The organism is Trujillonella endophytica (assembly GCF_900110555.1).
GTDB lineage: Bacteria > Actinomycetota > Actinomycetes > Mycobacteriales > Geodermatophilaceae > Trujillonella > Trujillonella endophytica.
In genome coordinates, this window is the sequence record NZ_FOEE01000003.1 from 331,994 (window position 1) to 346,353 (window position 14,360).

Sequence of the window (14,360 nt, forward strand, 5' to 3'; positions counted from 1 at the left end):
AGCGGGACCCTGCAGGGGGCCGGGCGAAGCCCTGAGACTCTGACGGGGTGGGGGCGCACCGCGCCCACGCCCGCGCTGCTCGAGCGCGTGGGCGACGAGGCCGACGTGCGCAAGGTCCTCGCCGAGGCCCGGGGCCGCGGCCTGGTCGCGCGCGGGCTGGCCCGCAGCTACGGGGACGCGGCCCAGAACGCCGGGGGGCACGTGCTGGACATGACCGGCGCGGACCGCGTGCTGGACGTGGACCTGGCCGCGGCGGAGGTCGAGGTCGAGGCCGGCATCTCGCTGGACCGGCTGATGAACCTCTTCGTCCCGCTGGGCATGTTCGTCCCGGTCACCCCCGGCACCCGCTACGTGACCGTCGGCGGGGCGATCGCCGCCGACATCCACGGCAAGAACCACCACGTCGCCGGCAGCTTCGCCCAGCACGTGCGCTGGCTGGACCTGCTGACCGCCGACGGCCAGGTCCGCCGGGTGGGTCCCGCGCAGGACCCGGCGCTCGGGGCGGACGCCGACCCGGACCTGTTCTGGGCCACGGCGGGCGGCATGGGCCTCACCGGCGTCATCCTGCGCGCCCGGGTCCGGATGAAGCCGATCGAGTCCTCGCAGACGCTGGTCGACACCGACCGGACGCCGGACCTGGACTCGCTGCTGGCCCTGCTCACCGAGTCCGACCACCTCTACGACTACTCGGTGGCCTGGATCGACTGCGTCGCCAAGGGCGCCCGCATGGGCCGGTCGGTGCTCACCCGCGGGCGGTTCGCGCGGCGCGACGAGCTGCCTGCCCGCAAGCAGGCGGACCCCCTGCGGTACTCGCAGGCGGTCAAGCTCTCGGTCCCCGACGTCTTCCCGCCGGGCCTGCTGAACCTCGCCACGGTGTCGGCGTTCAACGAGCTCTGGTACCGCAAGGCGCCGGCGCGGAAGCGGGACCAGCTGCAGAGCATCCCGACCTTCTTCCACCCGCTCGACAGCGTGGGCGCCTGGAACCGCATCTACGGCCCGCGGGGCTTCGTGCAGTACCAGGTGACCGTGCCGTTCGGGCACGAGGAGACGGTGCGCCGGCTGCTCGAGCGGATCAGCGGCTCCGGGCACGCCTCGTTCCTGGCCGTGCTCAAGCGGTTCGGCGAGGGCAACCCGGGGATGCTGTCCTACCCCTCGCCGGGCTGGACGCTGGCGCTGGACATCCCCGTCGTCCGGGGGTTGGCCGCGCTGCTGGACGAGCTGGACGAGCTCGTCGTGGACGTCGGCGGGCGCACCTACCTCGCCAAGGACTCCCGCGTGCGCCCGGAGGTGTTCGAGCGCATGTACCCGCGGCTGGAAGACTTCCGCGCCGTGCGTGCCCGCGTGGACCCCGACGGACTCTTCACCTCCGACCTGGCCAGGAGGCTGCACCTGTGATCGACGCGCTCGGCTCCGTGGGTTCCCTGCTGCTGGTGGGCGGAACCTCCGACATCGCCGTCGCCACCGCCCGCCGCTACCTGCAGGAACGGCCGCTGCGCGTGGTCGTGGCCGCGCGCGACAGCGACCGGCGCAGCGCCGTGGTCGAGGAGCTGCGCACCGCCGGGGGGACCGTCGAGGTCGTCGACTTCGATGCTGATGACCCGGCGTCGCCGGCGCGGATGGTCGCCGCGGCCACGGCCGGCGGGGACGTCGACGTCGCCCTGGTCGCCTTCGGCCAGCTGGGCGACCAGTCGCAGCTGGCGCGGGACGCGGACGCCGTCGCCGCGCTGGCGCAGGTCAACTACGTGGCACCCGTCGTCGTCGGCACCGTCCTCGCCGAGCGGATGCGCCGCCAGGGGCACGGGACGATCGTCGCGCTCTCCTCGGTCGCGGGGGAGCGGGCCCGGGCCTCCAACTTCGTCTACGGCTCGACCAAGGCCGGGATGGACGCCTTCTTCAGCGGCCTCGCCGACTCCCTCGTCGGCAGCGGGGCCTCGGTCCTGGTGGTCCGCCCCGGTTTCGTGCGGTCGAAGATGACCGAGGGCCTGCCGCCCGCGCCGCTGGCCACGACGCCCGAGGCGGTGGCCGAGGCGATCGTGACCGGCGTCCGCAAGGGTCGGCACACGGTGTGGGTGCCCGGCGCGATGCGCTGGGTGATGAGCGGTCTCCGGCACGCCCCCCGCGCGATCTTCCGTAAACTCCCCCTGTGACCGTGGCGCTGCGTGCCGCACGGGCAGCGCTGGTCAGGGAGGTCCGGGAGTCCGGCACCGCGGAACGGGCGCTCTGGATGGCCGTCGTCGCCATCGCCGCCGTCCGCGTCTGGCAGGGCTACAAGAACGCCGGCGACCTGCGGATCGTCTGGTACGCGGGACGGCACCTCCTCGACGGGGCACCGGTCTTCATCGACGAGGGCTTCCTCTACCTCCCGACCTCCGCGGTCCTGGCCGCTCCCTTCGCTCTCCTGCGCGAGGGTCACGGCATGGGCGTCGGCGTCCTGCTGTGCTGCTGCGCCGTCGTGGTCCTCGCCACGGCGTCGGTGCGGCTGCTGGCCGCGCCCGGCCCCCGCTGGCTCGCTCCGGCGGTCTCCCTGGCCGTCCTGACCAGCTATGCCGGCGGGGATCTCATCGCCGTGGCGAACTCCGAGTTCGTCCCGCTGGCCATGCTGCCCTTCATCCTCGCCGCGGCCGCCCGGGGCCGGTGGACGACCTTCGCCGTGCTGCTCGGGCTGAGCATCGTGGTCAAGCCGTTCCTCATCGGCCTGCTGCTGCTCCCGCTCCTCGCGTTCCGCCCCCGCGCGCTCGCCATCGCCGTCGGGATCCCCGTCGTCGGATCGGCGCTGTCGCTGCTGCTGGTGGCCGACCCGGGCAACTTCTTCGACGTCACGATCCCCAGCCTGCTCCGCGGCCAGGAGAAGACCGAGAACCCGGCGAACGCATCCCTGGCGCACCTGCTCGACTACGCCGGTCTCCCCGAGAAGCTGGTCCTGGGGCTGCGCGTCGTCATGGTCGTGATCGGCGTCGGCGCTGCTGTCGTCCGCTGGCGCCGGACCGGCGGTGATCCGGTCGTGCGCGTCGTGGAGGTCGGCGTGCTGCTGCTCCTGACCAGCAGCCTCGCCTCCTCGGTGGTCTGGTCCCACTACGCGCTGCTGCTGGTGCCCGTGTTCGTCATCGCGGGGCGGCCCGGGGCGGTCACGGGGCGGACGGCGGTACTGTGGCCGCTGCTCCTGCCCGTCCTCGCCCTGGGCTACCCCGCGAACGTCCCGACGATCTGGGGCACCGTCATGGTCCGGGTCGGCCTCTCCCTGCTGGCCATCCTGCTGGTCCTGGCCTGGCGGTACGCCGTGCTCCCGCCGCGAGACGTCCGATCGCCGCAGGCGGCCGAGCCGGCCCGTCCCGCGGAGGCGGAGCAGCTCCGGCGCTAGGGAGGCGGCAGAGGAGGCGTCCCGGCCCCCTCCGCGTCCGGCGGAGGCGGCGCAGCGCTCTCAGTTGATGCAGCTCCGGTCGGCGGCGTTGCGCTGGTCGGCGCCGGTGACCTCGCCGGGCGCGGGCTGAGCGGGAACGGGCACGCCGACGCCGGTGAAGTCCTCGCCGAGCACGAGCTGCACCGTGCCGGCGGTCAGGGTGTCGTCGAGCTCGACGAGCACCCCGGGGATCACCGCGGCGACGGTGGCGGCGAGCGCCTCGTCCCCGGCGGCGTGCCGGACGACGGTTCGGGTGTAGTCGCTGGAGTCGGCGTTGCCGGTGCCGGCGACGGGGAACCCGGCCTCCTCGAGCTCGCCCGCGGCGCCGGCCGCCAGACCGGAGATCCCCGAGCCGTTGAGCACCTCGACGGGCACCGAGGCGGGGTCGACCGTGGCCGGCGGCTCGGCCGGATCCGGCGCCGGCTCCGCCGACAGCTGGGCGAAGAAGGCGTGCAGGGTCTCCTCGTCCTCCAGCCGGACGATCGCCCCGGCGCCGTCGACCCGGTCGTCGCCGACGTAGGGGACGGTCTGGAACTCGATGCGGTCCAGCGTCACCGACTGCATCTGCCGCGCCAGCTGGAACAGGTCGAGGTCCTGGTCCACGGTCAGCGACCGGGCGACCGCCTCCACCAGGTCGCGCTGCTTGCCGGGGTCGAGCAGCACGTCGCCGGACAGCATGTTGCGCAGCACGCCGGCGATGAACACCTGCTGGCGGATGATGCGGTCGTAGTCGCCGTTGATGCCGTGCCGCTGCCGGACGAACTTCAGCGCGTCCGCGCCGGAGATGACCTGCGGGCCGGCCGGGAAGAAGGCGCCGGAGAACTCCCGGTCGTCCACGGCCGCGCACAGGTTGACCTCGACGCCGCCGACGACGCTGGTCAGCTCGAAGAAGCCGAGCAGGTCCACCTCGGCGTAGTGGTCGATCTGCAGGCCGCTCAGCGCGGAGATCGTCTGCACGAGCAGCTGCGCGCCGCCGGCCTGCCGCTCGGACTCGGGCCGGCCGTCGTCCACCGAGCTGTACCCGAAGGCGTAGGCGGCGTTCAGCTTGTTCCAGCCGTGCCCCGGGATCTCGACGTAGGAGTCGCGCGGAAAGGACACGAACGACGCCGCGGAGCCGTCGGCCGGGAGGTGCACCAGGATGATCGTGTCGGTGTTGAGGCCCGAGTCGGTGCCCGCGTTGAGCTCGCGCAGCTGCTCCTCGGTGAGGTTGGCGCGGCTGTCGCTGCCGACCAGCAGCAGGTTCATCGCCTCCGGGACGTCGCCGGACTCCTCGTTGCCGCTGTCGGGGATCGCGTCGGTGCGGTTGATCGACGCCTCGGCCAGCTGCCCGAGGTACCAGCTCCACCCGGTGGTCGCGAGCACCACGGCGGACAGCACGCCGGCCAGGACGCGCGTGACGACGGTGGCGCGCCGGGTGGGGCGCCGAGCGGGACGGTCGGCGGCCAGCGGATCGTGCCCGCCGGGGTGCGCCGGCCGGCCGGAGCCGGCCCGGCCCAGGCGCGGATCCAGCCGGGGCGGCAGGGACCGGCCGTCGCCGCCGTGGGGATCGGGCCTCCTGGTGCTCACCCCTCGTCCCTCCCTCGGCCTCCGCGATTCAGGTCATCGAGGCGAGTGTGGGACGGCGGCGGCTCGGCCGGGAATGGCAAGAACTGACCAGGTGGGCAGCGCGTAGCTGTTCTCGGTGCCCTGGGTGACGCCGGGACCGCGCCCCGTGAGGACGGCGGGGGTGCTCAGTTGATGCAGGTGGTGTCCTGCGCCGTCCGCAGGTCCTCCCCGGCCACCTCGTCGGCCGGGGTCGCCGCGGTGACGGGCACGCCGATGCCGGTGAAGTCCTCGCCGAGGACGAGCTGCACCGTGCCGGCGGTCAGGGTGTCGTCGAGCTCGACGAGCACGCCGGGGACCGCTGCGGCGACGGTGGCGGCGAGCGCCTCGTCCCCGGCGGCGTGCCGGACGACGGTCTGCGTGTAGTCGGCGGAGTCGGCGTTGCCGGTGCCGGCGACGGGGAAGCCGGCCTCCTCGAGCTCGCCGGCGGCGTCGGCGGCCAGCCCCGGGGTCCCCGAGCCGTTGAGCACCTCGACGGGCACCGAGGCGGGGTCGACGGTGGCCGGGGGTGCCGCAGGCTCCTCGGCGGGCGCCGCGGGCTCGGCGGACAGCTGCGCGAAGAACGCGTGCAGCGTCTCCTCGTCCTCCAGCCGGATGATCGAGCGACCCTGCTCGTCCCGCTCGTCCCCGACGTAGGGGACCGTCTGGAACTCGATGCTGCCCTCGGTCACCGACTGCATCTGGCGGGCGAGCCCGAACAGGTCGAGGTCCTCGTCCACCGTCAGTGCCTGCGAGGCCGCCTCGACGAGCTGCCGCTGCTTGCCCAGGTCGAGGAGCACGTCCTCGGACAGCATCTTGCGCAGGACACCGGCGATGAACACCTGCTGGCGGATGATGCGGTCGTAGTCGCCGCGCGGCAGGCCGTGCCGCTGCCGGACGAAGCGCAGCGCGTCGGCGCCGGAGATGGTCTGCGGGCCGGCGGCGAAGACGGCGCCCGAGTAGGCGCGGTCGTCCACGGCCGCGCACAGGTTGACCTCGACGCCGCCGACGACGCTGCTGAGCTGGAAGAACCCGAGCAGGTCGACCTCGGCGTAGTGGTCGATCTGCAGGCCGGTCAGCTCGGAGATCGTCTGCACCAGCAGCTGCGCGCCACCGGCCTGCCGCTCGGGCTCGGGCATCGAGTCGTCCACGCCGTTGTAGCCGTAGGCGTAGGCGGCGTTCAGCTTGTCCCAGCCGTAGCCGGGGATCTTCACGTAGGAGTCGCGCGGAAAGGACACGAACGACGCCGCGGAGCCGTCCGCGGGCACGTGCACCAGGATGATCGTGTCGGTGTTGAGCCCGGAGTCCTCGCCGGCGTTGAGCTCGCGCAGCTGCTCGTCGGTGAGGTCGGCGCGGCTGTCGCTGCCGACCAGCAGCAGGTTCATCGCCTCCGTGGCCTCGCCGGTGCCCTCGTTGCCGGTGTCGGGGATCGCGTCGGTGCGGTTGACCGAGGCCTCCGCGACCTGACCCAGGTACCAGCTCCAGCCGGTGGTGGACAGCAGCACGGCGGACAGCAGCCCGGCCAGCGCGCGGACGACGATGGTGGTGCGGCGGGTGCGGCCACGGCGGGCGGGGCCGGCGGCGTCCGCCGGTGCGTGGCCGGCGGGCGCGGCGGGCCTCGGCGCCCGGCTGGAGCCGGATCGGCCCACCCGCGGGTCCAGGCGGGGCGGCAGCGACCGGTCGCCCGACGCTCCGGGCTCGGCCGACCGCCCGGACTCGCCGGGCGGGGTGGGCTTCTTCGGGCTCACGGAGGCGTCCTTCCCTGGTGCTGGCGCGCGCCCCCGGTCCCGGTCCGCTGCGTGGGACCCATCCGTCACCTGCGCGCGGTCGCATCGACCGCCGAGGGGCGCACCGCGAGAGTAGGTGGCGACGGCGCGGGGGAGCGGGTGGAGCGGGGACGACACGGGACGGCTGGGACGGACGGGACGGGACGGCGCTCGCGAGGGGGAGAGGCGGTCGCGGGGCGCCGGCCGGGCCTCGGTGGACCGGTCCGTCCCACGGGTCGCACCCGTCCCGGGACACCCGCCGCCTGCCACGGGCGGCCCGCCCCCGCAGGTACCGTGCGGGAGTGAGTTCGGCAGCAGTGACCCCGTCGCCCCTCGGGAGGGCTTTCCAGGATCTCCGGGCGGGGTGGGGGCAGCGGGAGCTGTGGGGCCACCTCGGCTGGCAGGACATCAGGCAGCGCTACCGGCGGTCCCTCCTCGGCCCGCTGTGGATCACCATCAGCATGGCCGTCACCGCCATCGCGCTGGGCATCCTCTACGCCGGGCTGTTCGGCAACCCCCTCGAGGAGCAGCTGCCGTACATCCTCGTCGGCTTCATCGTCTGGGGATTCATCTCCGGCTGCGTGAACGAGGGCTCCGAGGTCTTCATCGCCAACGAGGGCCTGATCAAGCACCTGCCCTCGCCGATCAGCGTGCACGTGTTCCGGCTGATCTGGCGGCAGATGCTGTTCTTCGCGCACAACCTCGTCGTCTACGCGGTGATGCTCATCGTCTTCCCGCAGCCGCTGACCTGGCGCAGCCTCGCCGCCATCCCGGCCTTCGCGCTGATCGTCCTGAACGGGGCCTGGGTCGCGCTGCTGGCCGGGATCATCAGCACGCGGTTCCGCGACCTGACCCCGATCACGCAGAGCATCGTGCAGCTGATGTTCTTCCTGACCCCGATCGTCTGGATCTACGACGATCTGATCAACAGCCCCAACCCCGACGTCGCCGATCGGGCGCGCCTGGCGGAGTTCAACCCCTTCCTGCACTTCATCGAGATCATCCGTGCGCCCATGCTCGGAGCCGACCAGCAGATCCGACACTGGCTGGTGGTCCTCGCGATCACCGTCGTCGGCTGGGTCCTGGCGATCCTCGTGATGCGGCGCTACCGCGCCCGCGTCGCGTACTGGGTCTGACGGTCCGCGGTACCGGGCGTCCACGCCAGAGAGGCACACCAGTGGTCAGCATCACGACGCGCGACGCGTCGGTCGACTTCCCCATCTTCGACGCGAAGAGCCGTTCGCTGAAGAAGACGGTGCTCGGGGTCGTCGGCGGCAACATCGACAGCGGCGCGAAGGTCCCGGTCATCCAGGCCCTGCACGAGGTGACGGTGGACCTGGAGGACGGCGCCCGCGTGGGTCTCGTCGGCCACAACGGCGCCGGCAAGTCCACGCTGCTCCGGCTGCTCGCCGGCATCTACGAGCCGACCAGTGGCACCGCCGTCGTCCACGGCAAGGTCGCGCCCGTGTTCGACCTCGGCGTCGGGATGGACCCGGAGATCTCCGGGTACGAGAACATCCTGATCCGCGGGCTGTTCCTCGGCATGACCCGCAAGCAGATGGAGAAGCGGGTCGACGACATCGCGGAGTTCACCGAGCTCGGCGACTTCCTCTCGATGCCGCTGCGCACCTACTCCACGGGTATGCGGGTGCGCCTGGCGCTGGGCGTGGTCACCAGCATCGACCCGGAGATCCTGCTCCTGGACGAGGGGATCGGGGCCGTGGACGCGGCCTTCCTGGAGAAGGCCCGCGACCGCCTCGGCGACCTCGTCGCGCGTGCCGGCCTGCTGGTGTTCGCCTCCCACTCCGACGAGTTCCTGCGCCAGCTGTGCACCAGCGCGATCTGGATGGAGCACGGGCGGATCAAGCAGCAGGGGTCGCTCAAGGAGGTCCTCACGGCCTACAAGGGCCCCGAGGCCTGGCCGCTCGAGAAGGGCCACGGCGCGGCATGACCGCGTCCGCCGCCCGACCGCCCGGCGAGCTCGTCGTCGCGGTGATCGTCACGCGCCACAGGGATGCGCTGCTCCGGGAGAGCCTGCGCAGCGTGGCGAGCCAGAGCCGGCCGGTGGACCGGGTCGTCGTCGTCGACAACGGCGCGTCGGCCGAGACCGCCGCGGTCGTGGCCGAGTGCGCCGCGGAGACGGTCTACCTGCCCTCGCACGCCAACCTGGGGGGCGCCGGGGGCTTCGCCCTCGGGCTGCTCACCGCGCTCTCGCTGGGCGCGGACTGGGTCTGGTGCGCCGACGACGACGGCCGCCCCGACGGCACCGCCGTCCTCGCGACGCTGCTCGAGGAGGCGCGGGCGCGGGACCTGGCGGAGGTGTCGCCGGCCGTCGTCGACGAGGCCGACCCGGGCCGGCTGGCCTTCCCCCTCCGGCGGGGGCTGCGCTGGCGGTCCGCCGTCGCCGACTTCGCGCCGGACGAGTTCCTGCCGTCCTACGCCTCGCTGTTCAACGGGGCGCTGTTCCGCGCCGACGCCTTCCGCGCGGTCGGCGTCCCCGACCTGCGGCTGTTCATCCGCGGCGACGAGACCGAGATCCACCGCCGGCTGACGCGCTCGGGCCTGCGGTTCGGGACGACGATGCGCGTCCGCTACCTGCACCCGCAGGGCGGTGACGAGTTCCTGCCGATCCTCGGCGGTCGCCTGTCGGCGCAGTACCCGTCCGACGACGTGAAGCGGTTCTACGTCTACCGCAACCGCGGGTACCTGATGGCCCAGCCCGGCATGCGCTGGCTGTTCCCCCTGGAACTGGTCCGCTTCGGCTACTTCTTCCTGAGCCGGAAGGACGTCCGCGGGCTGCGGAGCTGGCTCACCCTCACCCGCGCCGGACGCCAGGAGCGATTCGGCCCACCCGGCAGCGCCGGATGACGTCCCGGAGGACACAGAGATGATCGATCGCGCGAGGACAGCCGTGCGCGGGAAGCTGGTGCGCGCCGCGCGAGAGGCTGCCCGGGAGGCCGTCCAGGAGGCCCGGCCGGAGGAGACGCGGGCGCTCCTGCGCCAGCTCGTGGGCCTGGCCGAGGCCGAGCGGCAGCGCGCCGAGCAGCGCGCCGAGGCGCTCGGCCGTCAGGTCGAGGACCTGCGCGCGGAGGTCCTGCGGGCCCAGCAGGCGATCGCCGGCTACGAGCACCGGCACCGTCGCGACATCGGGTTCGCCGGTGACGTCCTCGCGCTGGAGGAGACGACGCGCTTCGTCCTGGAGCAGATGCCGGGCCTCCCGCGCTACCCGGACCCGCACGACACCCTCCGGCACGGGCTCCGCCTCGTCGGTGAGCTCCCCGGGCTGGTCCTGGAGTTCGGGGTCGGGAGCGGCGGGACGCTGCGGGTCATCGCCGAGGAGTGCCCCGGTCGACCGGTGGTCGGCTTCGACGTGTTCAGCGGCCTGCCCGAGACCTGGCGCAGCGACTTCCCGGTGGGCGCCTTCGCCCAGGAGGCGCTGCCCGAGGTGCCGGGGGCCGAGCTGGTCGTCGGGCTCTTCGAGGACACCCTCCCGGGCTTCCTCGCCGAGCACGAGGGACCGGTGGCCTTCCTGCACCTGGACGCCGACCTGTACTCCTCCACGAAGACGGTGCTCGACCTGCTGGGCGACCGACTGGTGCCGGGGACGATCGTGGTCTTCGACGAGTACTTCAACTACCCCGGCTGGCAGGACCACGAGCACCGGGCCTGGGGGGAGTTCGTCGAGCGGACGGGTGTCACCTACCGCTGGGAGGCCTACAGCCTCGACCACGAGCAGCTGGTCGCCACGGTGCTGACGACGCCCTGGGGCTGAGCCGGTCCACGACGCCGAACGCCGGTGTCCCCCCGTGCGGGGACACCGGCGTTCGGCGTCGTGAGGTCCGACCGTCAGAGGACGGTGCGGGGGAAGCGCGGCTTCGGGTCGAAGCGGATGCCCTCGACCCACTTGCGGGCCAGCCGGCGGCGCAGCGGCCACGGCACCCCGCCGCCGCGGAGGCCGCTGAACAGCCGCTGCGCGAAGCGCAGGGCCGCGAACGCGTCCTCGTGGTGCCAGCGGTAGGAGGCCTCGTTGCGCACGCCGTACTCGAACTTCCACATGTTGCCGGCGTTGACGTCGCCGAAGTTCACGCCGCGGTTCACGCCGAGGTCGTGCAGGACGCCGCTGGTCAGGACCTGGACGCCCGGCCCGGCCTTGGACAGGCGGCGGGTGTACTCCTGGTCGTCGAACCAGATGAAGTACTCGGCCAGCGGCAGCCCGAACTGGGTGAGCGCCCAGCGCGGGAACATCACGGAGACGAACGAGCAGGAGTTCACCAGCACGCTCTGCTCGCCGCGCGCGAGGAGCTTGCCCCAGTCCCAGGTCGGCTCGGGGTTGTTCATCTCGCAGATGTCGCCGTCGGTCCAGCGGACGACCGAGCAGGCGAAGGGCAGGCGCATGCCCATGCTGTCCTCGGCCCGCGCGTGCCCATCGAGCAGGGTGCGGAGGGCGTCGGAGTCGGCGTAGCAGTCGTCGTCCATGATCCAGACGAAGTCGGCGCCCTGCTCGTAGGCCAGGGACATGCCGTGCGCGAAGCCACCGGCGCCGCCGGTGTTCTCGCTCAGCCGCTCGACGGTCACCGTGGGGCGGCCCTCGTAGGCGGCCAGCACCTCGGCCGTGGAGTCGGTCGACGCGTTGTCGACGATGATCACCTGGTCGGCGGGGCGGTCCTGGGCCAGGACGTTCTCGACGACCTTGCCGAGCTTGTCGGCGCGGTTGTACGTGACGATGACCGCGGCCACGTTCGTCATGAGGCCCACCTTTCGTAGAGCGCCCGGGTCCAGTCCCGGGCTCGCGGCAGGGCGGCGAAGGCGTCCACCCGGCTGCGCTGTTGGAGGAGCAGGCGGGCGGCGAGGCCCGGGTCGTCGCAGAGCTGCACGACGGCCCGCTCGGCCGCGGCGAGGAAGGCCAGCGGCGCGCGGGGCACGAGCATCGCCTCGGGGACGACGGAGGCCTGCGAGCCGACGTCGGCGCTGAGCACGAGCACGCCGTGGGCGTCGGCCTCGAACGAGGTGAGCGTGACGCCCTCGTTGTCGGAGCTGATGACCAGGACGTCGGCCTCCGCGAGCGTGTCGGCGACCGGGCGGCCGGTCCCGCGCAGCTCCACGACGCCGGCCAGGCCGAGCCGCGCGTGGTCGGCGCGGACCTCCGCGGCCAGCTCGCCGTCGCCGTGCATCACGAACCGCACCCGGTCGCCGAGCCGCTTGTGCAGCCGGGCGGCGAGGCGGAGGAACAGGTAGGGGCGCTTCTGCTGGGTGAAGCGGCCCACGAAGGCCACCGTCAGCGGCGCTCCGGGGGCCCGCGGCGCCGCGGCGACGGCGGGGGAGCCGGCCGGATCGACGGTGAGGTCGGCGAGCGTCGCGAGGCTGACCTTCTCCCGCGGCAGTCCCTGCCGGTCCACGAGATAGTCGCGCAGCTGCGGGGAGATGACGTGGTGGGAGTCCATCACGTTGGACATCCGCAGCGCGATGTCGACGAACCCGCCGGTGCGCCACTCCAGGACGTGCAGCGAGTCCACCAGCGACGTCCCCGGGTAGTGCGCGCGGATCCAGGGCAGGCGGTTGTACAGCCAGGTGCAGTGGTGCACGTGCACGCCGCGGACGTCGAACCGCCGGAACAGGTCGCTGAGCAGCCGGGACTCCTGCTCGCCCGTCATCGGGTGGGAGAGCGGGATGACCAGCGCGTCGTCGAAGACCGGGCGGGCGATGTCGGGGTGCCCGGAGGGGCGGTCGCTCAGGACGATCGGGACCAGGCCGGCGTCGCGCGCCATCCCGACCGTCTCGGCCGCCCACTTCTCGGCGCCGCCGAGCTCGAGCCAGTGCAGGCCGAACAGCACCGCGCGCGGGCTGCCGGAGGCCGAGCCGGTCCCGCGGGTCTGGGACCGCCCGACCCGCGGGATGGGCCGGGAGAGCCGCCGGTTCTCCAGCCGGTCGGTGCGCTTCTGGCGCGCGACGTCGAAGGCCACGGGGATGCGCGCGCGGACGGCGCTGCGGACCTCGTGGACCCGCCCCGGTGGGCGCTCCAGGCGCATCAGCGACTCCGGCGGGCCGCCGAGGTCCACCACGACGTCCACCGCGGCGGTCGCGGAGACCGGCGTCCCGGTGGCCTGCGCCTCGATGGTGCCGACGACGGTCCGGTCCGACGGCCACTCGATGCGGGTGGTCGACTGGTCGGTCAGCGACGGCGGGTGGGGGCCGTCGGTGCGCAGCACCGTGAGGCGCACGCGCTGCCCCGGTCGTACCAGCGTGTGGTAGGCCAGCGCGCCCTGGAGCAGCCGGCTCTCGCGGGGGGAGAGGGCCGAGAACCAGTCCGGCTCCTCGACGAGCTGGTAGACGTCGACGCCCATCAGTCCTCCAGGCGGCCGTCGAGCGCGCCACCCTGGTCGAAGAAGGGGCGGATGCGGTTGTCGACCATGCTCAGCGCCGAGCCGATCGCCATGTGCATGTCCAGGTACTTGTAGGTGCCCAGCCGGCCGCCGAAGAGCACGCGCCGGTCCACGGCCTCCTTCTTGGCCAGCTCGCGGTACCGCTCGAGCTTCGCGCGGTCCTCGGGGGTGTTGATCGGGTAGTAGGGCTCGTCGCCGGACTCCGCGGCCCGCGAGTACTCGCGGACGACGACCGTCTTGTCCGTGGGGTAGTCGCGCTCGGGGTGGAAGTGCCGGAACTCGTGGATGCGCGTGTAGGGCACGTCCTCGTCGGCGTAGTTCATCACCGGCGTGCCCTGGAAGTCGCCGACCGGCAGCACCTCGGTCTCGAAGTCCAGGGTGCGCCAGCCCAGCTCGCCGGCCTCGTAGTCGAAGTACTTGTCGATCGGCCCGGTGAAGACGGTGGGGACGTCGGAGGGCAGGTCGTCGCGGACGTCGAAGTAGTCCGTGGACAGCCGCACCTCGATGTTCGGGTGGTCGGCCATCCGCTGCAGCCAGGCCGTGTACCCGTCCTTGGGCAGGCCCTCGTAGGTGTCGTTGAAGTAGCGGTTCTCGAAGTTGTAGCGGACCGGCAGCCGCGCGATCACCGCGGCGGGCAGCTCGGTCGGATCGGTCTGCCACTGCTTCTTCGTGTACCCGCGCACGAAGGCCTCGTAGAGGGGGCGGCCGATCAGCGAGATCGCCTTCTCCTCGAGGTTGCCGACGGCGGCCGTGTCGATCTCGGCGGCCTGCTCGGCCACGAGCGCGCGGGCCTCGTCGGGGGTGAAGCTGCGACCGAAGTACTGGCACAGGGTCAGCAGGTTCATCGGGAACGAGTACGTCTGCCCGGAGTAGGTCGTGAAGACCCGGTGCTGGTAGCCCGTGAACTCGGTGAACTGGTTGACGTACTGCCAGACCCGCTCGTTCGACGTGTGGAACAGGTGCGCGCCGTAGACGTGCACCTCGATGCCGGTCTCCGGTTCGGGTTCGGAGTACGCGTTCCCGCCGATGTGGGAGCGGCGGTCGATGACCAGCACCCGCTTGTCCAGTTGGGTGGCGACCCGCTCGGCGACCGTGAGCCCGAAGAACCCGGAACCGACGACGACGAGATCAGGTGGTGCTGAAGTCACGCCTGGCGACTGTACCGGCGGACTCCGCCGGCGGATGGGACGCGGCGGGCGTGTGGGGCGATTTTGAGACGGGCCCGTCCCTCTCGTC

At 72.8% G+C, this 14,360-nt stretch carries 12 protein-coding genes; 7 read left to right on the plus strand and 5 right to left on the minus strand.

Going from position 1 to position 14,360, the window contains the following annotated elements:
* The first annotated feature begins 39 nt into the window (after positions 1-39).
* Genes dprE1 through BMY88_RS06845 form a run of 3 tightly spaced genes read left to right on the plus strand, consistent with a single transcriptional unit; the run spans position 40 to position 3,358 of the window.
* Entirely contained in the window at positions 40-1,395 is a 1,356-nt protein-coding gene (gene dprE1 / locus BMY88_RS06835) for a decaprenylphosphoryl-beta-D-ribose oxidase (RefSeq protein WP_280138703.1), read from the plus strand.
* Positions 1,392-2,147 (plus strand): decaprenylphospho-beta-D-erythro-pentofuranosid-2-ulose 2-reductase, encoded by a 756-nt coding sequence (dprE2, locus tag BMY88_RS06840; protein WP_091941448.1) that lies wholly within the window; start codon positions 1,392-1,394, stop codon positions 2,145-2,147. Before dprE1 ends, dprE2 begins: the two co-directional genes overlap by 4 nt.
* Positions 2,144-3,358, plus strand: a complete 1,215-nt coding sequence (locus BMY88_RS06845; protein ID WP_091941450.1) for a glycosyltransferase family 87 protein — start codon at positions 2,144-2,146, stop codon at positions 3,356-3,358. The genes dprE2 and BMY88_RS06845 overlap by 4 nt, the downstream gene beginning before the upstream one ends.
* A gap of 60 nt (positions 3,359-3,418) precedes the next feature.
* Here the strand turns inward: BMY88_RS06845 and BMY88_RS06850 are convergent, their stop codons facing one another.
* A complete protein-coding gene (locus BMY88_RS06850; RefSeq protein WP_091941452.1) occupies positions 3,419-4,963 on the minus strand; it encodes an LCP family protein in 1,545 nt (514 codons plus the stop codon).
* Between the two features lie 164 nt (positions 4,964-5,127).
* Positions 5,128-6,726, minus strand: coding sequence for an LCP family protein (locus tag BMY88_RS06855; RefSeq protein ID WP_091941454.1), 1,599 nt, complete (start codon positions 6,724-6,726; stop codon positions 5,128-5,130).
* A gap of 320 nt (positions 6,727-7,046) precedes the next feature.
* Between BMY88_RS06855 and wzm the strand changes: the two genes are divergently transcribed.
* Genes wzm through BMY88_RS24115 form a run of 4 tightly spaced genes read left to right on the plus strand, consistent with a single transcriptional unit; the run spans position 7,047 to position 10,516 of the window.
* On the plus strand, positions 7,047-7,880 hold the full coding sequence (gene wzm, locus BMY88_RS06865) for a galactan export ABC transporter permease subunit Wzm/RfbD (protein WP_091941458.1): 834 nt from the start codon (positions 7,047-7,049) through the stop codon (positions 7,878-7,880).
* Between the two features lie 41 nt (positions 7,881-7,921).
* A complete protein-coding gene (wzt, locus tag BMY88_RS06870) occupies positions 7,922-8,695 on the plus strand; it encodes a galactan export ABC transporter ATP-binding subunit Wzt/RfbE (RefSeq protein WP_091941460.1) in 774 nt (257 codons plus the stop codon).
* On the plus strand, positions 8,692-9,612 hold the full coding sequence (glfT1, locus tag BMY88_RS06875; RefSeq protein WP_091941462.1) for a galactofuranosyltransferase GlfT1: 921 nt from the start codon (positions 8,692-8,694) through the stop codon (positions 9,610-9,612). Before wzt ends, glfT1 begins: the two co-directional genes overlap by 4 nt.
* 43 nt (positions 9,613-9,655) lie before the next feature.
* Entirely contained in the window at positions 9,656-10,516 is an 861-nt protein-coding gene (locus BMY88_RS24115; RefSeq protein WP_244524499.1) for a TylF/MycF/NovP-related O-methyltransferase, read from the plus strand.
* 74 nt (positions 10,517-10,590) lie between these two features.
* Here BMY88_RS24115 and BMY88_RS06885 read toward each other — a convergent pair whose 3' ends face one another.
* From BMY88_RS06885 to glf, 3 genes are read right to left on the minus strand one after another with little or no spacing between them, the layout of a single operon-like run.
* Positions 10,591-11,490 carry a glycosyltransferase family 2 protein gene (locus BMY88_RS06885; protein WP_091941466.1) on the minus strand — a complete coding sequence of 300 codons (900 nt, stop codon included), beginning with the start codon at positions 11,488-11,490 and terminating at the stop codon, positions 10,591-10,593.
* Positions 11,487-13,085, minus strand: coding sequence for a glycosyltransferase (locus tag BMY88_RS06890; RefSeq protein WP_211435527.1), 1,599 nt, complete (start codon positions 13,083-13,085; stop codon positions 11,487-11,489). Before BMY88_RS06890 ends, BMY88_RS06885 begins: the two co-directional genes overlap by 4 nt.
* Entirely contained in the window at positions 13,085-14,272 is a 1,188-nt protein-coding gene (glf, locus tag BMY88_RS06895; RefSeq protein ID WP_091941468.1) for a UDP-galactopyranose mutase, read from the minus strand. The genes BMY88_RS06890 and glf overlap by 1 nt, the downstream gene beginning before the upstream one ends.
* Positions 14,273-14,360: the final 88 nt, after the last annotated feature.

Coding starts and splice junctions, on each gene's coding strand:
- glfT1 (WP_091941462.1), top strand. CDS start 8,692: ATGACCGCGTCCGCCGCCCGACCGCCCGGCGAGCTCGTCGTCGCGGTG.
- BMY88_RS06885 (WP_091941466.1), bottom strand. CDS start 11,490: ATGACGAACGTGGCCGCGGTCATCGTCACGTACAACCGCGCCGACAAG.
- BMY88_RS06890 (WP_211435527.1), bottom strand. CDS start 13,085: ATGGGCGTCGACGTCTACCAGCTCGTCGAGGAGCCGGACTGGTTCTCG.